This window comes from Alcanivorax jadensis T9, from assembly GCF_000756655.1.
Lineage (GTDB): Bacteria > Pseudomonadota > Gammaproteobacteria > Pseudomonadales > Alcanivoracaceae > Alcanivorax > Alcanivorax jadensis.
The window spans coordinates 14,865-41,441 of the sequence record NZ_ARXU01000012.1; the positions used below are offsets into that span (position 1 = coordinate 14,865).

The 26,577-nt window shown below is 59.8% G+C and carries 22 protein-coding genes; 11 read left to right on the top strand and 11 right to left on the bottom strand.

Annotated features, from left to right (window positions below; all coding sequences use genetic code 11):
• Window positions 1-60: 60 nt before the first annotated feature.
• Both aceE and aceF read left to right on the top strand, forming a co-directional pair.
• Window positions 61-2,733: a pyruvate dehydrogenase (acetyl-transferring), homodimeric type gene (gene aceE / locus T9A_RS13345; protein ID WP_035249317.1), complete on the top strand. Its 2,673-nt coding sequence runs from the start codon at window positions 61-63 to the stop codon at window positions 2,731-2,733.
• 36 nt (window positions 2,734-2,769) lie between these two features.
• Window positions 2,770-4,431 carry a dihydrolipoyllysine-residue acetyltransferase gene (gene aceF, locus T9A_RS13350; protein ID WP_084573506.1) on the top strand — a complete coding sequence of 554 codons (1,662 nt, stop codon included), beginning with the start codon at window positions 2,770-2,772 and terminating at the stop codon, window positions 4,429-4,431.
• Between the two features lie 59 nt (window positions 4,432-4,490).
• Here aceF and T9A_RS13355 read toward each other — a convergent pair whose 3' ends face one another.
• From T9A_RS13355 to T9A_RS13400, 10 genes are all read right to left on the bottom strand, one after another.
• On the bottom strand, window positions 4,491-4,817 hold the full coding sequence (locus T9A_RS13355) for a Spy/CpxP family protein refolding chaperone (protein ID WP_035249320.1): 327 nt from the start codon (window positions 4,815-4,817) through the stop codon (window positions 4,491-4,493).
• 307 nt (window positions 4,818-5,124) lie between these two features.
• Window positions 5,125-5,796 (bottom strand): response regulator, encoded by a 672-nt coding sequence (locus T9A_RS13360; protein WP_035249321.1) that lies wholly within the window; start codon window positions 5,794-5,796, stop codon window positions 5,125-5,127.
• A complete protein-coding gene (locus tag T9A_RS13365) occupies window positions 5,793-7,145 on the bottom strand; it encodes an ATP-binding protein (protein WP_035249323.1) in 1,353 nt (450 codons plus the stop codon). Before T9A_RS13365 ends, T9A_RS13360 begins: the two co-directional genes overlap by 4 nt.
• A 354-nt stretch (window positions 7,146-7,499) precedes the next feature.
• A complete protein-coding gene (locus T9A_RS13370) occupies window positions 7,500-8,072 on the bottom strand; it encodes a cob(I)yrinic acid a,c-diamide adenosyltransferase (protein WP_035249337.1) in 573 nt (190 codons plus the stop codon).
• A 172-nt stretch (window positions 8,073-8,244) separates the two neighbouring features.
• On the bottom strand, window positions 8,245-10,140 hold the full coding sequence (locus tag T9A_RS13375; RefSeq protein WP_035249351.1) for a TonB-dependent receptor plug domain-containing protein: 1,896 nt from the start codon (window positions 10,138-10,140) through the stop codon (window positions 8,245-8,247).
• A 159-nt stretch (window positions 10,141-10,299) separates the two neighbouring features.
• On the bottom strand, window positions 10,300-11,187 hold the full coding sequence (locus tag T9A_RS13380; RefSeq protein ID WP_035249356.1) for a ketopantoate reductase family protein: 888 nt from the start codon (window positions 11,185-11,187) through the stop codon (window positions 10,300-10,302).
• Between the two features lie 260 nt (window positions 11,188-11,447).
• A complete protein-coding gene (locus T9A_RS13385) occupies window positions 11,448-12,398 on the bottom strand; it encodes a GGDEF domain-containing response regulator (RefSeq protein ID WP_035249358.1) in 951 nt (316 codons plus the stop codon).
• A 101-nt stretch (window positions 12,399-12,499) separates the two neighbouring features.
• Window positions 12,500-14,044, bottom strand: coding sequence for an AmpG family muropeptide MFS transporter (locus T9A_RS13390; protein WP_035249360.1), 1,545 nt, complete (start codon window positions 14,042-14,044; stop codon window positions 12,500-12,502).
• A gap of 109 nt (window positions 14,045-14,153) precedes the next feature.
• On the bottom strand, window positions 14,154-14,456 hold the full coding sequence (locus T9A_RS13395; protein ID WP_052043016.1) for an MGMT family protein: 303 nt from the start codon (window positions 14,454-14,456) through the stop codon (window positions 14,154-14,156).
• A gap of 444 nt (window positions 14,457-14,900) precedes the next feature.
• Window positions 14,901-15,662 (bottom strand): SDR family oxidoreductase, encoded by a 762-nt coding sequence (locus tag T9A_RS13400; protein WP_035249361.1) that lies wholly within the window; start codon window positions 15,660-15,662, stop codon window positions 14,901-14,903.
• A gap of 355 nt (window positions 15,663-16,017) precedes the next feature.
• Here T9A_RS13400 and groES point away from each other — a divergent pair, with 355 nt between their 5' ends.
• The 7 genes from groES to rimI all read left to right on the top strand — a co-directional run bounded on the left by groES (window position 16,018) and on the right by rimI (window position 23,572).
• Complete coding sequence (gene groES, locus T9A_RS13405) at window positions 16,018-16,308, top strand: co-chaperone GroES (RefSeq protein WP_035249363.1); 291 nt, start codon at window positions 16,018-16,020, stop codon at window positions 16,306-16,308.
• An 85-nt stretch (window positions 16,309-16,393) separates the two neighbouring features.
• On the top strand, window positions 16,394-18,040 hold the full coding sequence (gene groL, locus T9A_RS13410; protein WP_035249364.1) for a chaperonin GroEL: 1,647 nt from the start codon (window positions 16,394-16,396) through the stop codon (window positions 18,038-18,040).
• A 241-nt stretch (window positions 18,041-18,281) separates the two neighbouring features.
• A complete protein-coding gene (gene rrtA / locus T9A_RS13415; RefSeq protein WP_052043018.1) occupies window positions 18,282-18,893 on the top strand; it encodes a rhombosortase in 612 nt (203 codons plus the stop codon).
• A 13-nt stretch (window positions 18,894-18,906) separates the two neighbouring features.
• Window positions 18,907-20,571 carry a DUF3592 domain-containing protein gene (locus T9A_RS13420; RefSeq protein WP_035249366.1) on the top strand — a complete coding sequence of 555 codons (1,665 nt, stop codon included), beginning with the start codon at window positions 18,907-18,909 and terminating at the stop codon, window positions 20,569-20,571.
• A gap of 135 nt (window positions 20,572-20,706) precedes the next feature.
• Window positions 20,707-22,254 carry a 2-isopropylmalate synthase gene (locus tag T9A_RS13425; RefSeq protein WP_035249367.1) on the top strand — a complete coding sequence of 516 codons (1,548 nt, stop codon included), beginning with the start codon at window positions 20,707-20,709 and terminating at the stop codon, window positions 22,252-22,254.
• A 99-nt stretch (window positions 22,255-22,353) separates the two neighbouring features.
• Window positions 22,354-23,103, top strand: a complete 750-nt coding sequence (locus tag T9A_RS13430; RefSeq protein WP_035249370.1) for a hypothetical protein — start codon at window positions 22,354-22,356, stop codon at window positions 23,101-23,103.
• Window positions 23,093-23,572, top strand: a complete 480-nt coding sequence (gene rimI / locus T9A_RS13435; protein ID WP_035249371.1) for a ribosomal protein S18-alanine N-acetyltransferase — start codon at window positions 23,093-23,095, stop codon at window positions 23,570-23,572. The genes T9A_RS13430 and rimI overlap by 11 nt, the downstream gene beginning before the upstream one ends.
• 281 nt (window positions 23,573-23,853) lie before the next feature.
• On the opposite strand, the gene T9A_RS13440 is transcribed toward rimI, so the two are convergent.
• On the bottom strand, window positions 23,854-24,273 hold the full coding sequence (locus tag T9A_RS13440; RefSeq protein ID WP_035249372.1) for a hypothetical protein: 420 nt from the start codon (window positions 24,271-24,273) through the stop codon (window positions 23,854-23,856).
• A gap of 145 nt (window positions 24,274-24,418) precedes the next feature.
• Here T9A_RS13440 and T9A_RS13445 point away from each other — a divergent pair, with 145 nt between their 5' ends.
• Both T9A_RS13445 and prfC read left to right on the top strand, forming a co-directional pair.
• Window positions 24,419-24,754: a DUF2834 domain-containing protein gene (locus tag T9A_RS13445; protein WP_035249373.1), complete on the top strand. Its 336-nt coding sequence runs from the start codon at window positions 24,419-24,421 to the stop codon at window positions 24,752-24,754.
• A gap of 84 nt (window positions 24,755-24,838) precedes the next feature.
• Window positions 24,839-26,422 carry a peptide chain release factor 3 gene (gene prfC, locus T9A_RS13450; protein ID WP_035249375.1) on the top strand — a complete coding sequence of 528 codons (1,584 nt, stop codon included), beginning with the start codon at window positions 24,839-24,841 and terminating at the stop codon, window positions 26,420-26,422.
• Window positions 26,423-26,577 lie beyond the last annotated feature (155 nt).

Consider the following 26,577-nt stretch of genomic DNA (forward strand, 5'->3'; position numbering starts at 1 on the left):
CCCGCAGCCCTGCAGTGATCCTGCAGGGCTGCCTGGCTACGCGAAAAAGGACGCATGCCCATGCACAAAAGAAGTTTCTTTGATGATATGGACCCGGCAGAAACCCGGGAGTGGCTCGAAGCCCTGGAATCCGTGGTCGAGCGCGAAGGCCCGGAACGGGCCGCCTGGCTGCTGGACACCATCACCAATGAGGCCCAGGAACAGGGCATTCGCCGTACTGACCTCAACACCCCGTACCTCAATACCATCCCTGCCAAAGACGAAGTGCCGATTCCCAGCGATATCTTCATGGAACGCCGGGTGCGTTCCCTGGTGCGCTGGAATGCACTGGCCATGGTGATGCGGGCGAACATGGATAACGATGACGAGCTGGGTGGCCACATTGCCTCCTTTGCGTCATCCGCCACGCTTTACGATGTGGGTTTCAATCATTTCTTCCGGGCTCCCAGCGATAAAAACGAAGGGGACCTGGTGTTCTTCCAGGGCCATTCGGCCCCGGGTGTTTATGCCCGCGCTTACCTGGAAGGGCGTATCAGCGAAGAGCAGCTAGACAACTTTCGCCGGGAAGTGGATGGCAAGGGCTTGTCCTCCTATCCGCATCCCTGGCTGATGCCGGATTTCTGGCAATTTCCCACCGTGTCCATGGGGCTGGGGCCGATTCAGGCCATCTACCAGGCTCATGTGATGAAGTACCTGCAAAACCGTGAGCTGATCCAGAAGGATGACCGCAAGGTGTGGGCCTTCCTGGGCGACGGGGAAATGGACGAGCCGGAATCCCAGGGCGCCCTGGCCCTGGCCGGTCGCGAGAAACTGGATAATCTGATCTTCGTGGTTAACTGCAACCTGCAGCGGCTGGATGGTCCGGTGCGTGGTAACGGCAAGATCATCCAGGAACTGGAGGGTGTGTTTCGCGGTGCCGGCTGGAATGTGATCAAGGTGGTCTGGGGGAGTCTCTGGGACCCACTGCTGGAACGGGACAGCCAGGGCCTGCTGCGCCGCCGTATGGAAGAGTGCGTGGATGGCGAATACCAGGCCTACAAGAAAAACGGAGGCGCCTACACCCGTGAGCATTTCTTCGGTGAGTACCCGGAACTGAAGAAGCTGGTGGAGCATATGTCCGACGATGAGGTGTACCGCCTCAACCGCGGTGGCCACGATCCCTTCAAGGTCTACGCGGCCTACCATGCGGCGGTTAACCATACCGGTCGGCCCACGGTGATTCTGGCCAAGACCGTAAAGGGTTACGCCACCGGCGCCGGCGAAGCGGTCAACAAGGCCCACCAGATGAAGAAGCTGGACCTGGAAAGCCTGAAGGATTTCCGCGATCGCTTCGATATGCCATTCACTGATGAACAGCTCAAGGATGTGCCTTACTACCGGCCGGATGCGAACTCCCCGGAAATGCGCTTCATGAAAGAGCAGCGCGACGAGCTGGGCGGTTATATGCCAGTGCGTCGTCAGCAGGCCAGCCAGACGCTGACCCTGCCCGGGCTGGATATCTTTGCCAACTTCCTGGAAGGCAGTGGTGACCGGGAAATTTCCACCACCATGGCCTTTGTGCGCATGATGAGCGCGCTGATCAAGGACAAGCAGATCGGCGAAAGGGTGGTGCCGATTGTGCCGGATGAAGCGCGCACCTTCGGTATGGAAGGCCTGTTTCGGCAGCTGGGCATTTACTCTTCCGGTGGCCAGAAATACGAGCCCGAGGATGCCGGTCAGGTCATGTACTACCGGGAAGACAAGAAGGGTCGCATCCTGGAGGAGGGCATCAACGAAGCAGGTGCCATGTCCGGCTGGTTGGCGGCAGCCACCAGCTACAGCGTGCACGATTTCACCCTGATTCCGTTTTATATCTATTACTCCATGTTCGGCTTTCAGCGCGTGGGCGACCTTTGCTGGGCCGCCGGCGACAGCCAGGCCCGCGGTTTCCTGCTGGGGGCCACCGCCGGTCGTACCACCCTGAACGGGGAAGGGTTGCAGCATCAGGACGGCCACAGTCATCTGCTGGCCAGCACCGTGCCCAACTGTGTCAGCTATGACCCCACCTACAGCTACGAGCTGGCGGTGATTCTCCATGATGGCCTCAAGCGCATGTACGAAGACAACGAAAAAGTCTTCTACTACCTGACGCTGATGAACGAAAACTACGTGCACGGTGCCATGCCGGAAGGGGCCGAAGAAGGCATTCGCCGGGGCATGTACTTGCTGCGCGAAGGCAAGGGCAAAACCAAGAAATCCCCCCGCGTACAGTTGCTGGGCAGCGGCACCATTCTGCGTGAAGTGGAAGCGGCGGCGGAGCTGTTGCGCGATGACTTCGGTGTGGCGGCGGATGTGTGGAGTGTCACCAGTTTTAACGAACTGCGCCGGGAAGGTCTGCGTCTGGACCGGGACGAAATTCTCCACCCGGATCAGGAACGCGAACGCAACTGGGTAGAGAGATGCCTGGATGGCCGGGACGGCCCGGTGATTGCGTCCACCGATTACATGCGTGCCTTCGCCGACCAGATCCGGCCCTGGGTGCATGCATGCTATACGGTACTGGGCACCGACGGTTTCGGCCGCAGCGATTCCCGCCAGAAACTGCGCCACTTCTTTGAAGTGGACCGCTATTTCGTCGTGCTGGCGGCACTCAGTGCCCTGCGCAAGGATGGCAAGGTGGAGGCGGCTGCCGTGAAAAAAGCCATCGAAAAATACGGCATCGACACGGATAAACCCTATCCGGTGATGCATTGATCGCACCCCTGCGTGATCTCACAAAAGGAGACTGGTGTGAGTAAGAGCATGATTCGTGTTCCCGATGTGGGCAGCAGTGATCCTGTTGACGTCATCGAGATCAGCGTGAAAGTCGGCGACACCATCGCTGCAGAAGACACCATTATTGTTTTGGAGTCGGACAAGGCCACCGTGGAAGTCCCTGCGCCCCAGGGTGGCAAGATTACTGCCATTGGCGTCAAGGTCGGCGACCGGGTCAAGGAAGGCGATGAGCTGATGGAAGTGGAGGCCGAAGGCGAGTCGGAAGAGGAATCTTCCGCGGAATCCGGGGCCGCCAGTGATGCGCCTGAAGCCTCTGAGGAAAAACCGGATACAGCCTCAAAGCCGCAGGAAGAGGATGAGTCCGGCGCGCCACAAGAGCAGCAAAGCGGTGGCAGTGAAACCGTTACCGTTCCTGACCTGGGCGATATTGATTCCGCCGAAATCATCGAAGTGAATGTGGCCGCTGGCGACAGTCTGGAGGCCGAGCAGGTCATCGTGGTGCTGGAATCGGACAAGGCGTCCCTGGAAATCCCCGCTCCCTCCGCCGGCAAGGTGGAATCGGTAGCCGTGAAGGTTGGAGATAAGGTGGGCACCGGTGATGCCCTGCTGACCCTTGCGGTGTCCGAGGGCAAGCCGGCAGCGTACAAGAACGCCGAGGCAGAAGAAAAGCCAGAAGCGAAACCGGCGACCTCGTCGGCATCGGGCCAGCCCGCACAACAGCAAAAACCGGCTCCAGCGACCTCTCCGCCGCCAGCGGCAGATTCCGGCTCTCCCTCCAAATCCGTGCACGCCGGCCCGGCGGTGCGCAAGTTGGCCCGTGAAATGGGCGTGGATCTGGCCCAGGTCAGCGGCACCGGACCCAAGGATCGTATCCTCAAGGAAGATGTACATGCCTGGGTAAAACAGAGGCTGGACGGTGCGTCTGCGGCTTCCGGTGGAGGCCTGGCGGTGGAGTTGCCTGAGATCGATTTCAGTCAGTTCGGTGAGATTGAGCGGCTGGAGCTCAACAAGCTGCGCAAGGTGTCTGCCCAGAACCTGATCCGCTCCTGGTTGACCATTCCCCATGTTACCCAGCATGAGATGGCGGATATCACTGACCTGGAAGCCTTCCGCAAACACCAGAACAAGGCCCTGGAGAAAGACGGCGTCAAACTCACCATGCTGGCGTTTCTGGTTAGCGCCTGCGCCCGGGCACTGCAGGAGTTTCCTCGCTTCAACAGCTCGCTGGAAAACAGCGGTGAGGCCCTGATCCAGAAGCACTACATCAATATCGGCATTGCCGTGGATACTCCCAATGGTCTGGTGGTACCGGTGATCAAGGAGGCGGACAAGAAGGGTCTGAAAGCCATTGCTCTGGAAATGGGTGAGCTGGCGGAAAAGGCCCGCAACCGCAAACTGACACCGGCTGACATGAAGGGGGGTACTTTCAGTATTTCCTCGCTGGGGGGAATTGGTGGCACTGCCTTTACCCCCATCGTGAACTGGCCTGAGGTTGCCATTCTGGGTGTAAGCCGTTCAGACATGCAGCCGGTCTGGGACGGTGAGCAGTTTCAGCCCCGGTTGATGTTGCCGCTGAGCCTGTCCTACGATCACCGGGTGATTGATGGCGCGGATGCGGCTCGTTTCACTACCTATCTGAGTCAGTTGTTGACGGATATGCGGCGCGCCTTGTTGTAGTGGTAGCGATAAAAAAGCCGGCTTCTGCCGGCTTTTTTATCAAGGCAAGAGTGCGGGGGTTATTCGACATCACGCCCCTTTTTGTCTTTTCGGTTTTCTTTTTTCTCTGCCCTGCGCTCCATGCGCTTTTCTTTCATCTCGGCCAGTTTTTCCTGCTGTTCCTGGGTCAGTACCTTGTTCATCTTGTCCTGGGTTTCTTCGTGCAAGGCTTTCATCTTCTCGCCCTGCTCCTGAAAGATAGCTTTGAGCTGGGTACTTTGCTCCTCGCTCAGTGCCAGTTTCTTTTCCAGACGCTCCACCATGTGCTCCCCGCCTTTATGACCGGGGCCATAGGCAAAAGCGGAAGTGGTAAAGATAGCCAGTGCAACAATAGCCAATTTCTTCATGGTGATCTCCTTGTGACTCAGTGAGTCCCTGTGAATGTGTGGGATCAGTATGGGCGGGAAGCGTGCAAGGAATATGCAGGAATTGTGGAAAAGCTGGTTCGATGGCATCGGTATGGAATCAGGCTGTAGGAGCCTCTCTTGAGGGGCGAACCGGAACTGGCTGGCGAGTAGCTATCCGGAAACTGTCAAATGGTGAAATGCCTGATCGCCCTTCGGTCGACTCCGTGCTTCGCACGGTTCGCGGCTCATACCCGCGGGGCACAGAGAGCGCCGCTCCTACTGCGGCTTTGGAGGAGGAGTGTTGCCGCTACGGCTGTTCCAGCCGATACCCGACCCCATAAACACTGCCGATCCAGTCATGGGAGGCGTCATCCCCGTCGCTGAGCTTGCGGCGCAGTTTGCGGATGTGGCTGTCGATGGTGCGATCAGAGACCACCCGGTGGTCCTGGTAGATTTCATCCATCAACTGGTCTCGGGACCAGATGCGGCCAGGGTGGCGTGACAGGGTGGCGAGCAGGGCGAATTCGATGGCAGTGAGGGCGACCCGCTGTGTGCCCATGACCGCCTCATAGCGTTCGTCGTCCAGGGTCAGGGTGGGGCCGGCACTGTCCGGTTGCGGATTGGCCCGGCGCAGTACCGCCTTGACCCGGGCCACCACTTCCCGGGGGCTGAAGGGCTTGCAGATATAGTCGTCGGCGCCCAGTTCCAGACCCAGCAGGCGATCCACTTCATCCACTCGGGCAGTGACCATCAGGATCGGCACCTGGCTGTGGCGGCGGATGGCTTTGCACACTTCCATGCCGTCACCGTCCGGCAGCATCAGGTCCAGCAGGATGGCCTGGAAACGTTCCTCTTTTGCCAGTGCCATGGCGGTCCGGGCGCTGTCGGTCTGTTCGGTGTGGAAGTGGGCATGCTGGAGGTAGTCTGCCATCAGTTGTGACAAACGCGGCTCATCTTCCACAATCAGGATGCGGCTCATGAGGTCTCTCCCGGCAGGGTGATACGGATGCGCACGCCGCCCAGAGGGCTGTGCTCCGCGCCGATAGTGCCGCCATGGGCTTCAACGATACGCTGGCAAATGGCCAACCCCAGGCCGGCGCCGCCGGTGCGGCGGTTGCGGGAGCTTTCTACCCGGTACAGATGGTCGAACAAGCGGGGCAGGGCCTCGTCGGGCACGCCCGGGGCACTGTCTTCCAGCAGTAGTTCCCAGTTGTCGCCAGTGTGTGTCAGCGAGAGACTCAAGGTACCGCCGCTGGCGGTGTACTTGAGAGAGTTCTGCAGCAGGTTGTCCAGCAGCTGGCGAATGCGCACCGGATCCATATCAATAACGGCAAGGTCGGGAATACGGGTTTCCAGGCTGATGCTCTGCTGGCTAAAGCTGTTGCGATAGCTGTCGACCACCTCGCCGAGCAGGTCCGCCAGATCCTCCCGGTGGAACCGATAACGCAGATTGCCGCCATCCGCCAGTGCCAGGTCGTGCAGGTCGTTGATCAGGTGAGTGAGCTGGGCCACTTCTCCTTCCAGAGACTTGATGAACTCCGGGCTCAAGGGGCGAATGCCATCGCTGATGGCTTCCAGCTCACCCTGCAGGATTGCCACCGGGGTACGCAGCTCATGGGCAATATCCGAGAACCAGCGTTGGCGGGCCTGCTGGCCCTGATCCAGCCGCTGCGCCAGCTGATTGACCTGTTCGGTGAGGGTGCCGAGTTCGTCCCGGCGGCGGGTTTCCAGGCGGGCGCTGTAGTGGCCTTCCTGCAGGTCGCGGGTGTGGTTGGACAGGGCAAGAATGGGTGCCACCAGATGACGGGCCAGCAGCCAGGACACCAGCAGCGAGAGAACCACGCCCACAAACAGCATCCAGCCCATGAAGCGAAGTTGGCGGCCCATGAAGCGCTGGTCCAGTTTGTCGCGGATGGCTTCCTGGTCCGGGTAAGTCAGGTAGCCCACCGTCGTGTTGCCGCTGCGAACCGGAATTTCCGAGCGGAATTTTCGCGGCGCTGTTGGGCCGAACAGCCGTTGTTTTTGTGCATCCAGCAGTTGCAGGTGACGGTGATCGCCGCGGCTGTCCCGGTCCTCATCCCGGTCACCGGCCAGCCGGTAGAGGCGTTTCAGTTGACGGGGATCGTCCATCAGGAACTGCCAACCGCCGCGCTGCTGATAGAGCAACCCCAGGTGATCCGCCAGTCGTTCTACCTGCGCTTGCTGACGTTCATCCAGATAGGTTTCCAGACTGCGCAGGAACGACAGGTAATAAAAACCGCTGGCCGCCAGGGTCAGCACCAGGAAGGTAGACAGGAAAATGACAAAGAGTTTGTTGCGGATGCCCATGGCGTGAAATCGTCGGTCCGGGACCCCAGTGTAGCCCGGTACCGCGCCGTTGCGGCAGGGTTGCACAATGTTTTCACAATGGCGGTGCCGGAGGCCTGACGCTCAAGGTTGGACGAGCCCACTTCTTCACGCTGCAAGCATCGCTTCCCGCAAAAACACCTTACTGGCCTTGAAAACCGGCACAGACTAACGGATGACGTAGGGTGCACTGAGCCTAAGCGAACTGCACCAATTTAGCGGTGGGCTGGTACGGTTACCCCTACGATTGTTGCACCGCTACGTTGCTGAAGAGGGGGGCTCCTCAATGAACTCTGTGCTCTCTGTGGTAAAAAATAGGATTTCCAAACAGCGAGATCAGCCCCTCTTTGCCTTCGGTTGCCAAAGTACTTCCGGCGATTCCTGGCGCAAGTTGATCACCCGGGCCATCACGAACAACAGGTCCGAAAGCCGGTTGACCAGGGCCAGGCTGACCGGGTTGACGGCGTCCTCGTCGGCCTCCTGCAGGGCCACGAAGTGGCGTTCCGTGCGCCGGGCCACAGTGCGGCAGTGGTGGCACCAGGCGGCGTCCGGGTGGCCGCCGGGGAGCACAAACTCTTTCAATGGCGGCAGTTCGGCGTTGAAGGTATCCGCCCGGGATTCCAGCTCCACCAGATCGTGGTCGTCGATCACGCGATGACCGGGTATGGCCAGCTCGCCGCCGATATCGAACAGCAACTGCTGGGCCAGGCCGAGCACGGTATCCAGATCTGCGTCCAGTGACCGGGCGCGCAGTACGCCCATGCCGCTGTTCAGTTCGTCCAGTTCGCCCAGTACCTGAATGCGCGGGTGCCACTTGCTGACCCGGCTGCCATCGGCCAGCCCGGTATCACCGCGGTCGCCGGTGCGGGTGATCACCCGGTTGATGCGGGTCTTGTCGTTGTCGCTCATGCTGGCTCCTGATGAAGTGGTTTTAACCGCAGCGGACTCGGAGGGAAAACGAGTCGTTGTTCTCCGGGGTGTCCGAGTCGGTCGTAGGGTGCACTGAGCCTAAGCGAACTGCACCATCAAAACTTTAGGCCGGTGCAGTTCGCCTTAGGCTCAGTGCACCCTACAAAGGTTCCTAGAACTCCACGCCAAACGCGGCCCGGTAATGACGCTCCGGTAATGGATACAGCGTGGCCGTGTTGGTGGTGTTGCTGAAGTTGCCGTAGTCCACCACCTGGTGGTCTTCCAGATTGTAGACGCCTGCCTTGAGATAAAACGCCTGATAGCGGGCGGTCAATTGCAGGTCCGTGGTGCGGTAGTGGTCCAGTTTGCGGAAGCGGTTGTCCAGGTCGCCGTCGTAGCGGCGATCCCCCACGTAGCGATGGCTGATCTGGGTGGACAGCCAGGACAGGGCCTGCCAGTCGGCGATCAGTTGCAGGGTTTGTTCCGGCACCAGGGGCACGTCGTTGCGGTCGAAGGGGCCGCCGTCGAAACGGACCTGCTGGGCGCTGGCGTTGATGGTCAGCATCAGGTCCTTGTCCAGCCGCCAGCGGGAATTGATGCTGACGCCCTTGTGCACGGTGCGGTCTTCCAAATTGCGATTGGTAAAGCTGACCGGATCAAAGAGGATCTCATTGTCGATCTCGGCTCGCCAGAAGGTCAGGGTGGAATGCTGGCGGCCCTGGGACCAGCTGGCTCCGGCGGTGTAGCCCTTACCGGTTTGCGGATCAATGGGGGGATTAAAGGGGCTCAGTTCATCCACGTTGGCAATGCGCACGCTGCGCTGGGCGCCAGCGAACAGGGCCAGGTTACCCGTGAAGGTATAGCGGATTCCGCCCTCATACATTTCTCCATCCTGCTCCTTGTCCGCCCCCTCGCCACTGAGAGTGCTTTCCAGTTTGCGGGCGCCGGCGCTGAGAGACAGTTTCGGTGTGAGGCTGACCAGATTGTGCAGATACCAGGCCCGCTGGCTTTGCTCCAGCTCCCGGTTACCGAAACTGGTTCGGCTGTCGTAATCGTATTCGTGAAGATCCAGGCCCAGGGTCCAGTTGTGAACGGCACTGCCGGTAGTGTGCTGGCCTTCCAGTTTGGGCGTGACGCTGTAGCTCTCCACCACGGTTTCACCGAAGCTGCCGCTGGAGACAAACGCAAAGGTCTGTTCTTGACGGCGCTTGCTGGCTTCCAAAGTCAGTGCGGTGTTGCCGCGCAGGGCAATGCGTAGGCCCGGCATCAGCCAGTAATTGTCCTGTTCGGCATCGTCGAAGGGGGTGTCGGTACCCTGCGGATTGTTGCGAAATTGCGCTTCGCTACGACCGCCGGGCAGTCCAAGTTCTTGTTTTTCGCCGTTGGCAGTGAAGTAGGCCTCAATGCCGTCCTGTTGATAACGTACATCGGCAAAAGCGCTGTGGTTACGCACCTCGTTATTATCCCGGTAGCCGTCGCTGTCCAGGGTGCTCATGGCCACAGCGCCGCTCAGGCTGCCCTGATGGCCGGTGGCGTAGCCGCTGCCGCCCAGGGAGCCATAGCTACCACCGTTCACTTCCAGACCGGCGCTGTTGTCATAGCGGCGGCGGGTGACGATATTGATCACTCCGCCCACGGCACCATTGCCGTACAAGGCCGCACCCGCGCCGGGAAGAATCTCGATACGTTCAATGGCGGCCAGCGGAATACCGCTGAGAAAGGGGCTGGCCAGATCGATATTCGAGAGGCGGCGACCATTGAGCAGGATCAGGGTGTTCTGGTTGGCGCCGGCACCGAAGCCCAATAGATCCAGGCTCGCCTCACTGCCGTTAGTGCCATAGAGCTGGCTGGCTTGCAGCCCCCCCACGGTATCCAGCACTTCCGTCAGGTTGCTGGCGGGCATGCTGGCCAGGGTCTCCCGACCCAGGGTCAGGGTGCCAGTGGGTAGTTCCCCGGCCAGGCTAGGGTGGCTGGCGCCACTGACTTTCACTGCCTTGATTTCGTTATTGGCCAGGGTCAGGCCACTGGTGGCGATCAGCCCAACGGCCAGAAAAATGCGACTGTGCATGGAGGTTCCACGAATCCGGATTAGTGCCCGCTACGATGGCGAAAAACGGCATTTAATTCCAGTGCTGGTGCGTCAAAACCTTTCCCGGCAATGTAGGAGCTTGCTGGCAAGCGAACCGGGTTGGGAAATCAGCGCCGATGTTCGCTTGCCAGCAAGCTCCTACATAGTCAGGGAACGCCGCATGGCCGTGACCACCTTCCTGTTGGCGGGGACGGCCAGCCCCAGCCGGTCCGCCTGCTGCACCAGCCAGCCATTGATGGCATCGATTTCCGTCTGTGCCCCCCGTTGCCAGTCCGCACGCATGGAAGAGGTATTGCCGGCGGTGGCCCGGGCCACGGTGAGTACATTGTCCAGGGAGTGGCCGGGCCACGCCGGGTCCAGTTGTCGCAGCACCTGATCCGCTTCTTCGCAAAGCTGTGTGGCCTGTTCGCGCAAGGCCGGGTCGGCGCTAATACGGCCATTGGGCACATCGTAAAGAGCGGTCAGCGGATTGATCACTGCATTCGCCACCAGTTTGTGCCACTGGCGTGGGCGGATGTCGTCTTCCCAGTGCAGATCCGGCCAGTGTTCGGTCAGTGCGGCAAACCAGGCAGGTGGGGCAGTGCTGCCTCCGAGCCAGGTGGCATTTTCTGCCACTACCGTGTGGTCCGGGTGCTGACCTTTGACGGCGCTGGTGGTGACAGCTTCCAACGCGGAAAACCCCGCCGGCAACAGGCCATCCAGGGCGCCCAGTCCATTCTGAAAACGCAGTACCAGAGAGTCGGTGTCAAGACGATCGGTTAGCGGCGCCATCGCCTGGTGGGTATAGGGGGTTTTGACTGCCACCAGTAAATGGTCGATGTGATCGGGTAAGGTCGCAGGGTCCAGCACCGGTAACGACAACATCTGCTGACGTCCGTCCGGCAGCCTCAGCGTCTTTTCCAGTGGCGCCGGGGAGTCATGGCGAATCACGGTAACGCCATGTCCTGCCCGGGTCAGATACCAGGCCGCCAGGGTGCCCATATTGCCGGCACCCAATAAAAACCAGTGGGGGAAAGTGTGGGGCATAAGATCGCAGGCCAAAGAACTGATTTTTACCACAGAGGATACAGAGAACACAGAGTTAACGGGGTATTCTTGTGGGCGCGTAGCAATGATCGACGGTGTCAGGGGCGAGTTGCTAGAAGCGAGTTTCGAAAAACAAAACCGGTAGGTTGGGGGAGTAAGCTTTTGCTTCTCGCGCGGCCAGCGACGAATCTGCCGAGCGCACGCTTTTCCTCAGTGAACTCTGTGTCCTCTGTGGTGAAAAATGTTTTTGTCCGCGTCACTTACACATTGGCAGTGGCCGATACGATGCGTCGCTCGCTAAAGGACTGATCCAGCTCGGCCAGGGCCTGTTCGAACATCTGCTCCGCATGGCTAGTGCCTTCAGAGGCGGCGATTGCCATGCTTACCTGCAGGCTCAGGAAGCCGGCGGCGGTCTGGTAGGCCCGGTGGTTGAGGCCTTCATAAAGGCGCCGGAAACCGGTGGGGTCGCAGTGGTCTATATGGGGTTGCCAGGTGATCAGGGCAAACTGGTCGGTTTGCAACCGGCACAGATGATCCATGGGGCGCACCGACTGGCGCAGGCGCCGGCTGAACGCCAGCACCCCTTGCTGCATCACCTTGTCGCCGCGCTGGGCACGTAGTGCCTCGAAGTCTTCCAGGCGAAGCATCAACAGGCAGGCGGCGCCGCCCCGTTTTTCCGCTTGCTTCAGGGTATTCTGCAACGCACGCAGGGCATCCTGGCGATTGCCGAAACCGGTCAGTGGATCAATCAGGGCGTGGCGTTTGAGCTGACGATTCACGGTCAGCATGCGCTGATAGTCGGTCTGTACCCGGTTGTGGCGCTGGATAATCCGATCTGCGGCCATGACCCGGTGGTGAAGTTGCTCGGTCATGGAGGACTTGGAGACAAAATCGTCCACGCCCTGATCAAACGCCTGTTGCAGGGCATCGACTCCCTCGCGGGCAGTGAGAAGCAGCACGTAGGTATAGCGATTGCAGGCTTCGTCGCTTTGACGAATGCGACGGGTCAGCTCCAAGCCATCCATGCCGGGCATCAACCAGTCTGCCACCACCAGATCGGCGGGTTGCTCGGTCAGTTGACCAAGGGCGTCCTGGGCGCTGTGGGCGTGGCGAATGCGGGTGTAGCCGGCAGAGGCGAGGGTGCGATTGACCACCGCCGCCGAGAAGCGGGCATCATCCACGACCAGAATATCGAGTTCCGAGTGACTCATCCGTGTGTTCTTATTGTTGTTTTTTGTAAGTTCCCACTATAGCCGGTTTGTGAATTGATTGAAAAGTATACGGCGAGCCTGTTTCGGCGAATGAGCGGGGCTCAGTGCCGAAAGGCCTCGTGGCGCTGGATCAGATAGATCAGCCCCAACACCGGTACGCCCATCAAGCTGGCAAACAGGAAAAATCCAGGGTAGCCCAGGTTATCCACCATGCTGCCCGAGTAGCCACCAATGGTCTTGGGTAGCAGGGTCATCAGTGAGCTGAAGATGGCGTACTGGACGGCAGTGAAGGAGACATTGGTGAGCTGCGAGAGGAAGGCCACAAAGGCGGCGCTGGCGAGCCCGGCGGTCAGGTTATCGGCCGATATCACTGCATAGAGGATGCGGATGTCGTGGCCCGCATAGGCCAGCCACAGGAACAGCAGGTTGGTCGCCACGGTGAGGAAGGCGCCTAGATACAGCACCCGGATCACGCCGTGACGCATGGCCAGCAGCCCACCCAGAAAACCGCCGGCAATGGTCATGAACAGGCCGAAGGTTTTGACCACCCCGGCAATCTCGTTCTTGGTGAAGCCGATGTCCTCAAAGAAGACGTTGGAAATGACGCCAAGCACAATATCCGAGATGCGGTAAAAACCCACGAAAACCAGAAGCAGCAAGGCGAGGCGGCTACCGTAGCGCTGGAAAAAGTCCTTCACCGGGTCCAGATAACTTTCCCGAACCAGCTGTTTGTTATACAGCGGGGTTAATGAGAGCGCCTTGATCAACGCAGCAACAATGGCAATTGCCAGCGCCAGCCGCAGGCTTTCCACTACCAGGCCGGACAGGGCGCTGTTCTCAACAATTTCCGTGAGCGTTTGCCGGAGCGTGCCTGCCGAATCGGCGGTCAGGACATACACCGTCACGAAGGCGGTGATGCCTGCCACGAAGATCGCCAGAAACTTCAGATACTGCCCGCTGGTGTACTGATGGGCGGAGGGGCGAGGGTTGTCCGGTTCGCGAATGATCAGGGTGGTAATGGCGCCAACCAGCATGGTGAGCGCCATGAGCGCATAGGTGGTTTGCCAGGCGGGGTAGCTGTAGGCGTCGCTGGTGGAGCCCAGCCAGCTTGCCAATACCAGCGAGCCCGCCCCGGAGGAGAGCATGCCTATCCGGTAACCGGCAATGTAGGAAGAGGACATTAATGCCTGTAATTCGACACCCGCAGATTCAATTCGGTAGGCATCAATGACGATATCCTGAGTGGCGGCGGTAAAGCCGAGCATGACCACCGCAAAGGCCATCAGGTTCAGCGCTCCAGGCTCGCTCGGGTCGACCAGGGAAATGCTGAAAATGGAGGCGGCCACAGTGAGCTGCGCCACCAGCAGCCAGGCCCGGCGCCTGCCCAGCCAGCGTGTCAGGGCGGGAATTGGCAAGCGATCAATCAGCGGCGCCCAGAGAAACTTGAACGAATAGGCTAGTGCCGCCCAGCTGAAGTAGGTGACCGTGGAACGCTCCACTCCGGCCTCTCGTAACCATAGAGACAGCGAGGAGAAGATCAGCAGTAGCGGGATGCCTGCAGAAAACCCGTAGAAGAACATGGTCACTACACGGGGATGCAGGAAGGCTTTCAGGGATTGCTGCCAGTTGGTCGATTGTGGGGGCATAGGTCTCTTAGCGGGTATTGCCGAATGGCGAAAGGCTCATCATAGACACTTTGTCCGCAGCGAGCGATGCGGGTTCACCGCGCGCGGGGTGTGATTCAGCGAAGAGGCGTTACCATTGCTGGAAATGCTGTCTGGGCACCCGGTCACCCAGCACGGTGACGTTTTCGTCGAGTAGCCGCTGGATCTGTTGCTCCCCGGCTGGCGTGCCCGCCAGGGCAATGCGGCCGTCGCCGCGCAACACCCGATGCCAGGGCAGACGGGTATCTTTCGGTAACTGGCTCATCAGCCGGCCCACAAAACGGGCATGGCGCGGAAACCCGGCCTGCCGTGCTACGGCACCATAGCTGCTCACCGCCCCGGGCGGAATGGCGGCAACGATCTGGTAGACGGCGTCTCGGAAAGAAGGATCCATTGAAGGCAGCTTCGAGCTACTAGCTTTGAGCTGCAAGGAAAAACGAAAAAATGAGAAGGGGCAACCCTTTGGTTGCCCCTTCTCATCAGCAGAACACACTGTTAGCTAGAAGCTAGAAGCTAGAAGCTAGAAGCTAGAAGCTAGAAGCTAGAAGCTAGAAGCTAGAAGCTAGAAGCTAGAAGCTAGAAGCTAGAAGCTAGAAGCTAGAAGCTAGAAGCTAGAAGCTAGAAGCTAGAAGCTAGAAGCTAGAAGCTAGAAGCTAGAAGCTAGAAGCTAGAAGCTAGAAGCTAGAAGCTAGAAGCTAGAAGCTAGAAGCTAGAAGCTAGAAGCTAGAAGCTAGAAGCTAGAAGCTAGAAGCTAGAAGCTAGAAGCTAGAAGCTAGAAGCTAGAAGCTAGAAGCTAGAAGCTAGAAGCTAGAAGCTAGAAGCTAGAAGCTAGAAGCTTTTACCGCAGGCCGCCATCCATATCGATACAGCGACCGGTGAAGTAATCGGTCTCGAAGATGAAGGCCACGGAACGGGCGATGTGCTCTGCTTCGCCCAGGCGACGCAGCGGCACGGCCTGGATCAGGCGCTCGCGGGCTTCCGGCTTCATGGCGGCGAGCATGTCGGTGTTGATGGTGCCGGGAGCCACCGCGCCAGTGCGGATGTTGTAGCGAGCCAGCTCTTTGGCCCACACCTCGGCCAGGGCAACCACCCCGGTCTTGGCGGCGGCGTAGTTGCTCTGGCCGAAGCTGCCCTGGCGGGCCAGGGAAGAAATGTTGACGATCACCCCTTCCTCGACTCCCAGTTCCAACATTTTCGAAGCTGCTTCGCGGCCACACAAAAACACGCCGGTCAGGTTCACGTCGATCACCGCCTGCCATTGTTGCAGGCTCATCTTGCTGACTACCTCGCCGTCCTTGTACTTCACCAGCAGGCCATCGCGGGTGATGCCGGCGTTATTGACCAGGCCGTGCAGGCTGCCGAAGTCCGCCACCACGTCACTGAACAGCTTTTCCACTTCCTCTTCTTTGGCCACGTTGGCCAGATAGGCGCGCGCTTCACCGCCGGCCGCCTCACAGGCGGCCACGGTGGCGTTCAGGTCTTCCTGGCTCAGGTCCACGCAGGCCAGGCGGGCGCCCTTGCCGGCAAAGTAGGTGGCAATACCCCGGCCCAGGCCACGGCCGGCGCCGGTAACAACAACCACTTTCTGGTTCAGATCCATGGTGATTCCTTGCGATGTCGGTTCACGATGGCACGGATTATGGTGGGCTGACCCTGCCTGGCCAATGACCGGATTGCTCAGTGACTCGCAAAAACGGCAAACGACACGCCCGGGTTGCCCCACCCGGCAAAGGATTTTTCTTCTCACCCCCTTGAAACCTGACGCTGAGGCCCCACTCCTGTGTCCTGCAGGCGGTCGCGGGACAGGCGCTTTCAAAGGTCACTTTCCCTATTGACTGCACTGGCATCATTACTATGATTAGCACTCGACTCGTTAGAGTGCTAATTCGGACTGCCGAGCTTCGCTTCCGCGAGCTTGGATGTCATCAGAACTAAAACTGGGAGTTTAAGGAAAAATGAGCATCCGTCCTTTGCATGATCGCGTGCTGGTTCGCCGTGAAGAGGAAGAAACCAAGACCGCCGGCGGTATTGTGCTGCCCGGTTCCGCTGCCGAGAAGCCGTCCCGCGGCGAAGTGATCGCGGTGGGTAACGGCAAGATCACCGATAGCGGTGATGTCCGTCCGCTGGACGTGAAAGCCGGTGACAAGGTGATCTTCGGTCAGTACGCCGGTAACACCGTGAAGGTGGACGGCGAAGAATTGCTGATCATGAGCGAAGCCGAAATTCTGGCCGTCGTCGAAGGCTAAGTGCCGCAGGCCAAGAGCAAGAACATGAACGCCCGAAAGGGCATTCACCCCATTCCGGGGTAAAGATTTGCAGAGGTAAAGAACCATGGCGAAAGAAATTCTGTTCCGTGACGAAGCCCGTCAACGTATGGCCAAAGGCGTTAACATCCTGGCCGACGCCGTCAAGGTAACCCTGGGCCCGAAAGGCCGTAACGTGGTGCTGGAGAAATCCTTCGGTGCACCGTCCATCACCAAGGATGGCGTGTCCGTGGCTCGTGAAATCGAACTGGAAGACAAGTTCGAGAACATGGGTGCCCAGATGGTGAAAGAAGTGGCCTCCAAGGCCAACGACGAAGCTGGTGACGGCACCACCACCGCCACCGTGCTGGCTCAGGCATTCGTTAACGAAGGCCTCAAGTCTGTCACCGCCGGCATGAACCCCATGGACCTGAAGCGCGGCATCGACCAGGCCGTGGCGGCAGTAGTGGAAGAGCTGAAGAAGCTGTCCACGCCGTGCGACAACACCAAGAGCATCGAGCAGGTGGGTACCATCTCCGCCAACGCCGACAAATCCGTGGGTGAAATCATCGCCCAGGCCATGGAAAAAGTGGGCCAGGAAGGCGTTATCACCGTTGAAGAAGGCCAGTCCCTGCAGAACGAGCTGGACGTGGTTGAGGGCATGCAGTTTGACCGCGGTTACCTGAGCCCCTACTTCATCAACAACCAGGAGAAGATGCAGGTCGAGCTGGAAGACCCCTACATCCTGCTGGTGGACAAGAAGATCTCCAACATCCGCGAGCTGCTGCCGGCCCTGGAAAATGTGGCCAAAGCAGGCAAGCCGCTGTTGATCATCGCCGAAGATATCGAAGGCGAAGCGCTGGCTACCCTGGTAGTGAACAACATGCGCGGCATCATCAAGTGCGCCGCCGTGAAAGCGCCGGGCTTCGGTGACCGTCGCAAGGCCATGCTGCAGGACATCGCCATCCTCACCGGCGGTACCGTGATCAGTGAAGAAGTGGGCCTGAGCCTGGAAAATGCGTCCCTGGAAGATCTGGGTACCGCCAAGAAAGTGAACATCGACAAGGAAAACACCACCATTGTTGATGGCGCTGGTCAGCAGGTCGATATCGATTCCCGCGTGGAGCAGATCCGCAAGGAAATCGAGAACTCTTCCTCTGATTACGACAAGGAAAAACTGCAAGAGCGCGTGGCCAAGCTGGCCGGCGGTGTTGCGGTGATCAAGATCGGTGCTGCCACCGAGATTGAAATGAAAGAGAAGAAAGCCCGTGTGGACGATGCCCTGCATGCGACCCGCGCTGCCGTGGAAGAAGGCGTGGTTCCCGGTGGTGGTGTGGCACTGGTGCGTGCTCTGGCTAACGTGGGTGTCATCAAGGGTGACAACGACGAGCAGAACGCCGGTATTGCCCTGACTTTCCGCGCGCTGGAAATGCCCCTGCGTCAGATCGCCTACAACGCCGGTGCTGAAGCGTCCGTGATCGTGCAGGAAGTACGCAACGGTTCCGGTAACTACGGTTACAACGCGGCCACCGGTGAATACGGTGACATGCTGGAAATGGGTATCCTGGACCCTGCCAAGGTAACCCGTTCCGCGCTGCAGGCAGCGGCTTCCATCGCCGGCCTGATGATCACCACCGAAGCCATGGTGGCGGACAAGCCGGAAGAAAACGCCGGTGGCGGCGCCCCGGATATGGGCGGCATGGGTGGAATGGGCGGTATGGGCGGCATGATGTAAATCATGAGCTCGTAACACGCTCCAAAGAGAACCCCGCCTTGTGCGGGGTTTTCTTTTTTAAGGGCAGCTACAAGCTGCAACGCGACTTGCTGTCCTTGCCAAACTGCTAACGCGTGCGCCGCGCCGCTGACTTGGGAGCGCGGGCACTGTCTGCCAGTATCGGTACAATCCATTCCGCGCCTTGTGGCTTGCAGCTTGCAGCTTGTGGCTTAATACCCCTTCAATGTCAGCCGGTACCTCCATGCAACCCAGAGACAAAAAACTGCGCCCGCACTTTGCCCTGGTGGTAGTCACCATGGTCGTGCTGGGTCTCGCTCACTCCTGGGTGAACCCCTGGCTGGGATTTGATCGTGGGGCGATCGAACAGGGTCAGCTCTGGCGGTTGCTGACCTGCCATTTGGTGCATCTCAATCACTGGCACATGCTGCTCAATCTGGCCGGCTTGGTGCTATGCGGCTATTTCTTCACGGACCTGCTGGATCGGGTGCGCTTCTGGAGCTGGTTGCTGTTTTGTGGGGCGGTCACCGGACTGGCTTTGTATTTTCTGGATACCGGTTTGCAGCACTATGTGGGGCTGTCCGGTATCCTCCATGGCTTGCTGGTCTATTGCCTGCTGCAAGGCTGGCGGGGGAATCCCTGGCTGCATTCACTGGTGTTGCTGGTGATCGCCGGGCGAATTGCCAGTGAGCAGCAGGCAGGCTATGACGTGGAATATCTCCGTAGCTGGATCGACGGGCGGGTCTATGTGAATGCCCACCTGTACGGTGCCCTGGCCGGAGTGTTGTTGTTTGGGGGAATCACGGGTGTCGAATACGGCAGAAAACACAGAACAGGAAACACAGAAAGACGATAAAGCAGCAGGGTGCATGACCATCCTGTTTCCAGGGGTTTTCCTGGTGGCAGGCCTGGCGGTGATGTTCTTTGTGGGGCTCAAGCCCGCCTTTCAATACTGGCAGTCCGGGAGCTGGGACAGGGTGCCGGCCACCGTGCTTAGCAGTACTCTCAATCGCAGTTATTCCGACGGCTCCACCACCTACAGTGTCAGCGCCAGCTACCGTTATGACTATAACGGGCGCAGCTATTCCAGCCATACGGTGAGTCAGTACGGCGGCAGCGATAACTTTGACGATTACTGGCAGCGTCTGGCCAGCCGACTGGAGTCCGCACGCTCCCGGGGGCGCACCGTCCTGGCCTGGGTCAACCCGGCGAATCCGTCCGAGGCTTTTCTGGATCGCACTCTGCGTTGGGGCTCATTGGTGTTTGGCCTGGCCTTCGGCGGCGTCTTTGCATTGGTGGGCGGAGGCCTGATGTTTATGTTCAACCGGGGCAGCAAGGGTAAGGCCGAGCTGGCAGAAGGCGGCCAGTACCACAGCAAGGAAAAATCCGGGCACTGGTTCCTGGTGGGCTTCGGCGCCATCTTCATCCTGCTGCCGTCGCCGGCCTATCTGGCAGTCTGGGACAAGGTCAGCCGGGGGGATTATGCGATTCTGATGGTGCTGTTGTTTCCCGCTGTGGGCGCTGGCATTGCCTGGGCGGGCTGGAAAATGCGCAGCAATTATCGGTTTTTCGGTCCCTCTCCGTTGGAACTGGATCCGGAGCCGGGCCATGCCGGTGGTCAGGTAGGCGGCTCCATTCACCTGGGCAAGGCGCTATCCCGGGAGACGGACATGGACGTGTGGCTAAGTTGTATCCGTGGCCGGGAGAGCGGTAGCGGCAAGAACCGCAAGACTGTGGAAGATATCCTCTGGCAAACCGACCAGCGCGCCCTGTGCCAGCCCACCCAGCAGGGCAGCGACATCCTGTTCTGTTTCGATGTGCCTGCGGAGCAGCCGCCGTCCTCCGGTAGTGGTCGCAATTACATCTGCTGGCGAGTCGAGCTGGAGGGCATGGTGGAAGGCCGCAAGCTGAAACGGAGCTGGGATATTCCGGTGGTGGCGGGGGAGGGCGAGAGTCGTTTTCGTCTGCCGGAGTCCCATGTCATGGCCGACCAGCGCGAGCGTCAGGTGGAGGCGCTGGAATCCGCCAATGAACAGATCCGGGTGGAGCAGACCGGCCAGGGCCTGCATTTGCAAAGCCGTCCCGGTCGCCATCTGGGCATGAAGCTCGCGCTATTGGTGTTTGGTGGCATCTTTGCTGCCGTGGGAACGGGGCTGTTTATCGCCGCCGCCAGTGAAGGCTTTATGTTGTACTTCATGGGCAGCATTTTTGGGTTGATCGGTTATGCCATTGTCGGCAGTACCCTGTTCACTCTGGGACGTGGGCTGGATGTGTGGGTGCGTGGCGGTGAAGTGCGTAGCCTGCGTCGCTGGCTGGGAGTCCCGTTGTTCACCCGCAAGTGCCAACTGCTGCGGGCAGACCAAGTGGTGCTGAAGACCGGCATGAGCAGCACCAGCAATGGCCGCCAGACCGAGTACATGACGCTGATCGCCGAGGTGGACGGCAAAAAGATCCGGCTGGCCGAGGGTATCGCCGGGCGAGAGGCCGGTGAGGCCCTGCGTGAAGCCGTGCTGCGTACCCTGCGACTGGTGTAAACTGTTCGCAAACCTGAACCCGTGATGTAGGAGCGTGCTTGCACGCGAACCTTCGCCCAGACCTGGTTCGCGTGCAAGCACGCTCCTACAGTGAAAGGGGCGAGCTTGGCCCCCGGAAATTTGTGAGAGACCCCGATGAGCAAAGAGCGCCTGATTATTTTCGATACCACCCTGCGTGATGGTGAGCAGAGCCCGGGTGCCACCATGGACCAGGACGAGAAGCTGCGCATCGCCAAGGCGCTGGAACGCATGAAGGTGGACGTGATCGAGGCCGGTTTTGCTATCGCCAGCCAGGGGGATTTCCTGTCGGTGAAGGCCATTGCCGATACCGTGCGCGAATCCACCATCTGCTCTCTGGCCCGTGCCAAGGCGTCGGATATCGACCGGGCAGCGGAAGCGCTGGCCGGGGCTGAATCCGGGCGCATTCATACATTCCTCGCCACCAGCCCGATTCATATGCAGCACAAGCTGCGGTTAGAGCCGGATCAGGTGGTCGAGCATGCAGTGGCGGCGGTGAAGCATGCCCGCAATCACATGGGTGATGTGGAATTTTCCTGCGAGGATGCCGGCCGTTCCGAGCTGGATTTTCTCTGCCGTATTATCGAGGCGGTGATCGACGCCGGTGCCACCACCATCAATATCCCCGACACCGTGGGCTATGCCATTCCGGAACAATATGGCCATACCATTGGCCAGCTGCTGGCTCGTATCCCGAATGCCGACAAGGCAGTGTTCTCGGTGCACTGCCATAACGACCTGGGGCTGGCGGTGGCCAACTCCCTGGCTGCGGTCCAGGCCGGTGCCCGGCAAGTGGAATGCACCATCAACGGCCTGGGCGAACGAGCCGGCAATGCGTCCCTGGAAGAGATTGTCATGGCGGTACGCACTCGCCAGGATCTGTTCAACGTGGACACCGGTATCAATGCCAAAGAGATCGTCCCCACCTCGAAAATGGTGTCGCAGATCACCGGCTTCCCGGTGCAACCCAACAAGGCCATCGTTGGTGCCAATGCCTTTGCCCACGAGTCAGGCATTCACCAGGACGGGGTACTCAAACACCGCGAGACCTACGAGATCATGTCCGCCGAGGATGTGGGCTGGCACACCAACCGCATGGTGCTGGGCAAGCACTCGGGTCGTGCCGCCTTCCGTGCCCGCCTGGACGAGCTGGGCATCACCTTTGCCTCGGAAGCAGCCATGAACGAGGCCTTCCAGCGCTTCAAGGATCTGGCTGACAAGAAGCACGAAGTGTTCGATGAGGACCTGCAGGCCCTGGTCAGTGACACCAAGAAAGCGGCCGAGGAAGAACGTTTCAAACTGGTGTTGCTGGAAGCCACCGCGCGCACCGGTGAAACGCCGGAAGCCCGCATCGTGCTGGCTATCGATGGTCAGGAACGGGAGGCGACCTCCACGGGTGCCGGGCCTGTGGATGCGGCCTTCAAGGCCATCGAGATGCTAGCGGAAAGCCACAGCATCCTGCAGCTGTACTCGGTGAATGCCATCACCGCCGGTACTGATAGCCAGGGTGAAGTCACGGTACGACTGGAAAAAGGCGGCCGGATCGTCAACGGCCACGGCGCCGATGTGGATATCATCACCGCCTCCGCCAAGGCCTACCTGAATGCCCTGAATCACTTCGCGGCGGGCCTGGAAAGGGCTCACCCGCAAGCGGCGGATGTATGAGTAACGCTGACACGCTAGACGCTTCACGCAACATGCAGCTGAAAGGCACAACGTGCCTGCGTGCTGGCCTGGTGCGTGCTAGCAGGTGCGGAGCGCTCCATGAATGAAGCCCAGCGACAACACTATCTGAAAGCCATGGGCCTGACGCCCTGGGTGGCCAGGGGGCCGTTGCCTGGTGCGGCGGTGTCACCGCTGCTGGACTGGGACGACGAGGAAGAGCAGCCAGCGGCAGTGGCATCACCAGCGCCTGCTCAGGACACACCTGCCCCGGCTTCGCCGCAGACAGCGGCCCCTGTTGCCAGTGAGGTGCCGGTTCAGGAGGCTCCGCAGAGTCCGCCGGCGCCCAAAGCCACCACCGATACCCCGGAGCCGACACCACCCGCACCGGCAGTCACCAGAGGCAAGGGGCTGACCTTTACCCTGGAAGCCCATCTGGGTGGCGATACCTGGTTGCTATGCGCCCAGGAAGATAGTCAGGCGCCGGGCCTGGGGCGCTTTGAAGCGCCGCTGATGGCCAATCTACTTGCCCTGTTTCAGGCTCGCCCCCAGCGTCCACGTCGTTTTTTCTGCCCGCTGACAGAACAGCCCATGCCTGCGCAAGAAGCGTCCCAGGCGCTGTCGGCCTTTATTGTCGGCCTGTGTGAGCAGGCGGGTGGCGAGCGGGTATTGCTGTGCTTGCCGGAGGCGCTCAGTGAGGCGCTGTTTGATCAGCCCCGCTATCAACCCTTCGAGTTAGGTGGTCGCCCGGCACTGGTGGTCAGCAGCTTGGCAGAAATGCTGGCGGAGCCGGCGCAGCACAAGAAGGCCAGCTGGCACGCCATGCAGGCAAATGGCTTCCATGGCGAGTGATCGGACCCGCGTGGCAGCCATTCGCGCCATGGAGCTGGAAGATGTGGACGCGGTGATGGCCATCGAAACCGCCGCCCAGTTGACCCCCTGGAACGGCACCCACTTTTGCGATTGCTTGGGCAACGCCAATTATCTGTGCCAGGTGGCCACCGTGGACGATGTCCCGGCGGCTTTTCTGATCCTGTCGCGAATCCTCGACGAAACCCATGTCCTCAACATCGCCGTGGCCCCGGCCTGGCAACGCCATGGCATCGCCCGGCGATTACTACAACAGGCCTTGAGCGCTGCCCGGGCCGATGCCATGACCGTGGTCTATCTGGAAGTGCGGGAAAGCAATCAAAGCGCCCAGGCACTGTATCGCCAGCTGGGCTTTGAGGTCTGTGGCGTGCGCAAGAATTATTACCGCAAGGGGGACGGGCACGAGAATGCGGTATTGATGCAGTGCCTGCTCACCAGCGGGCATAAATAATTCGCTACATCCTATCTACGAAGCCGCTGTAGGAACGGAGCGTAGCGGAGTAACGCACGTTTTGCAGTGCGGCCCGAAGGGTGAGCGAAGCGAATAACACCTCTTGAGGTGCGAACCGCGCTTGCGCGGAAATCGCCCGCAGGGCGATCAGAAATCTCAAGGCTCGACAGTTTCCAGAAAGAATGGTGGTCAGACCTTGATCTTTGTCGCCTCGCTACGCTCGGTTCGCGGCTCGAGAGCCGCTCCTACAGCAGGCAAGGTGCGATTCGAACCGCTCCCCGTTACTCCTGAATCGGCATCCAGCCGTTCTCTGAATCCCGGAAGGTAATCACCCGCTGGCGCTGGAAGGTATCGCCCTTCTTGAAGTTGCCGTGCTCCATACGCAGGGCGCTGAGCGTCATGATCATGGCAAAGCGATCCATGCCGGACAGATCCTCGTTACCCTTGATCTTGTCGGTGTAGCCACCCAGGTCGTCCCTGGCTTTCAGCTGGTAATCCACTTCCAGGGTGTAGCGGCCGTCTCCGTCGTCGTACCCATTGCGCTTTTCCACATCGGTGACTGCCAACAGGCCGGACAGGTGCGCGTTGTCCAGTTCTGCCTCCAGCGCTTGACGGGCATCGCCGGCGTCCGGGGTGCGGCTGCAGGCCGCCAGCAGGGTAGCGAGGAAGAGGGCAGCGAAAGCGCGGAGATAAACAGGCATGGTCTGGCATCCTTGTTGTTCTGGAACCGACACTCTAGCACTGCTTTCGGCTCGCCCTGAAGTACCGAGTTGGAAAGGTGGACACACCAGAGTAAATCCTCAAGGATACGGTGATTACGGATGACCTATTGCGAGGACTTGGCCTGTGTCAGAGAACCTGTTTCGTCGACTGTTATTGCTGGTAGCCCTGAGCTTTTGTGTGGTGTTTGCGGTGCTGATTATCCCGCCGCTGGTGGAGAATCCGGATATCCTGGCTGCCGCCGCCGGAGGCTTTGTGAATCCCTTTGCAGCCGGGTATTCCACGGATGTGATTTTGTGCTGGGTGGTGCTTGCCATCTGGGTGGTGTTCGAGCGTCAGCGTTACCAGGTCCGCGGCGGTTGGCTGGCGCTGCTGCTGGGGCTGGTTCCTGGTGTCGCGGTGGGATTTGCCCTCTATCTGCTAATGCGTCAGCGCCAGCTGAAGGGCTCCGGCATCGTCTGACAGGGTGGCGCTGAGAGCCTGATAAGGGCTCGCAAGGCTGTTATACTCGCGCCCTCGAAAACCCCTGTCAGAGTCGGAAGCCCCATGAGCCTGCAAGACCAGGTGGCCAAGCGCCGCACCTTCGCGATTATTTCGCACCCGGACGCCGGTAAAACCACCATTACCGAAAAGCTGCTGTTGTACGGAAACCTGATCCAGAGCGCAGGTACCGTGAAAGGCAAGAAGTCCGGTAAGCACGCCACCTCCGACTGGATGGAGATGGAGAAGGAGCGGGGCATTTCCGTCACTACCTCGGTGATGCAGTTCCCCTACAAGGATGCCACCGTCAACCTGCTGGACACCCCCGGGCACGCTGATTTCTCCGAGGATACCTACCGTACCCTCACCGCCGTGGATTCGGCGCTGATGGTGATCGATGCGGCCAAGGGCGTGGAGCAACGGACCGTCAAGCTGATGGAAGTCTGTCGCTTGCGCGACACGCCGATTCTCACCTTCATCAACAAGCTGGACCGGGATGTGCGCGACGGCATCGACGTGCTGGATGAAATCGAGGACGTGCTCAATATCGAGTGCGCGCCGATTACCTGGCCCATCGGTATGGGCAAGAGCTTCAAGGGCGTCTACAACCTGCTCACCGACACCACCGTGCTGTACAAGACCGGCCAGGGCCACACTGTGCAGGACGTGCGCGAAGTGAAAGGGCTCGATAATCCGGAGCTGGATCAGGCGGTGGGAGCCGACTACGCCGAGGAGTTGCGCGAGACTCTGGAACTGGTTCAGGGCGCCAGCCACGAATTCGATCTGGAACGCTTCCTGGCCGGCAAGCTGACCCCGGTGTTCTTCGGTACCGCCCTGGGCAACTTCGGCGTCGATCACATGCTCGACGGCCTGGTGAAGTGGGCGCCGCCGCCCCAGCCCCGTGATGCCACCGCGCGTACCGTGGTGGCCGACGAGCCCAAGATGACCGGCTTCGTGTTCAAGATCCAGGCGAACATGGACCCCCGCCACCGGGACCGCATTGCCTTCATGCGCATCTGTTCTGGCAAGTATCAGAAGGGTATCAAGCTCAAGCAGGTGCGTACCGGCAAGGACGTGCGTATTCCTGATGCGTTGACCTTTCTGGCCGGTGAGCGTGACAACGTGGAAGAGGCCTTTTCCGGTGACATTATCGGCCTGCACAACCACGGCACCATCCAGATCGGTGACACTTTCACCGAGGGTGAAGAGCTGGCCTTCACCGGCATTCCCCACTTCGCCCCGGAACTGTTCCAGCGCGTGGTGCTCAACGACCCGCTGAAAAGCAAGCAGCTACACAAGGGCCTGACCCAGCTGGCGGAAGAGGGCGCCACCCAGGTGTTCTTCCCGCTGCGCAACAACGACGTGATTCTGGGTGCCGTGGGCACCCTGCAGTTCGACGTGGTCGCAGCGCGGCTGAAGGGGGAATATGGGGTGGATTGCCGCTATGAACCGGTCAGTGTGGCCACGGCGCGCTGGATTGAAGCCGGCAGTGACAAAGAGCTGACGGCCTTTGAGCGTAAAGCCCACGATAACCTGTCCCGCGACGGCGCTGGTCACCTGACCTATCTGGCTCCGACCCGTGTGAACCTGCAACTGGCACAGGAGCGTCACCCGGAGATCCGCTTCCGCGAAACCCGCGAAATTTCATAGCAACGTAACAGGCGCACGCAACAATGTGGGTAGGACGAGCCTCGCGTTGTTGTGTCGAGCGTTGCCGCATTGTTTCCCGTCAGCGGTTTTCGTGCATGCTGGTTATCAGCTAAACCGTCCTCAGCGGTCGCGATCCTTTTCACAAGCGGGTAAAC

Bases quoted from the DNA above. Each gene is read 5' to 3' on its own strand.
- aceE (WP_035249317.1), top strand. From the start codon at position 61: ATGCACAAAAGAAGTTTCTTTGATGATATGGACCCGGCAGAAACCCGG.
- T9A_RS13355 (WP_035249320.1), bottom strand. From the start codon at position 4,817: ATGAAGAAATTGGCTATTGTTGCACTGGCTATCTTTACCACTTCCGCT.
- T9A_RS13360 (WP_035249321.1), bottom strand. From the start codon at position 5,796: ATGAGCCGCATCCTGATTGTGGAAGATGAGCCGCGTTTGTCACAACTG.
- T9A_RS13365 (WP_035249323.1), bottom strand. From the start codon at position 7,145: ATGGGCATCCGCAACAAACTCTTTGTCATTTTCCTGTCTACCTTCCTG.
- T9A_RS13370 (WP_035249337.1), bottom strand. From the start codon at position 8,072: ATGAGCGACAACGACAAGACCCGCATCAACCGGGTGATCACCCGCACC.
- T9A_RS13375 (WP_035249351.1), bottom strand. From the start codon at position 10,140: ATGCACAGTCGCATTTTTCTGGCCGTTGGGCTGATCGCCACCAGTGGC.
- T9A_RS13380 (WP_035249356.1), bottom strand. From the start codon at position 11,187: ATGCCCCACACTTTCCCCCACTGGTTTTTATTGGGTGCCGGCAATATG.
- T9A_RS13385 (WP_035249358.1), bottom strand. From the start codon at position 12,398: ATGAGTCACTCGGAACTCGATATTCTGGTCGTGGATGATGCCCGCTTC.
- T9A_RS13390 (WP_035249360.1), bottom strand. From the start codon at position 14,044: ATGCCCCCACAATCGACCAACTGGCAGCAATCCCTGAAAGCCTTCCTG.
- T9A_RS13395 (WP_052043016.1), bottom strand. From the start codon at position 14,456: ATGGATCCTTCTTTCCGAGACGCCGTCTACCAGATCGTTGCCGCCATT.
- T9A_RS13400 (WP_035249361.1), bottom strand. From the start codon at position 15,662: ATGGATCTGAACCAGAAAGTGGTTGTTGTTACCGGCGCCGGCCGTGGC.
- groES (WP_035249363.1), top strand. From the start codon at position 16,018: ATGAGCATCCGTCCTTTGCATGATCGCGTGCTGGTTCGCCGTGAAGAG.
- groL (WP_035249364.1), top strand. From the start codon at position 16,394: ATGGCGAAAGAAATTCTGTTCCGTGACGAAGCCCGTCAACGTATGGCC.
- rrtA (WP_052043018.1), top strand. From the start codon at position 18,282: ATGCAACCCAGAGACAAAAAACTGCGCCCGCACTTTGCCCTGGTGGTA.
- T9A_RS13420 (WP_035249366.1), top strand. From the start codon at position 18,907: ATGACCATCCTGTTTCCAGGGGTTTTCCTGGTGGCAGGCCTGGCGGTG.
- T9A_RS13425 (WP_035249367.1), top strand. From the start codon at position 20,707: ATGAGCAAAGAGCGCCTGATTATTTTCGATACCACCCTGCGTGATGGT.
- T9A_RS13430 (WP_035249370.1), top strand. From the start codon at position 22,354: ATGAATGAAGCCCAGCGACAACACTATCTGAAAGCCATGGGCCTGACG.
- rimI (WP_035249371.1), top strand. From the start codon at position 23,093: ATGGCGAGTGATCGGACCCGCGTGGCAGCCATTCGCGCCATGGAGCTG.
- T9A_RS13440 (WP_035249372.1), bottom strand. From the start codon at position 24,273: ATGCCTGTTTATCTCCGCGCTTTCGCTGCCCTCTTCCTCGCTACCCTG.
- prfC (WP_035249375.1), top strand. From the start codon at position 24,839: ATGAGCCTGCAAGACCAGGTGGCCAAGCGCCGCACCTTCGCGATTATT.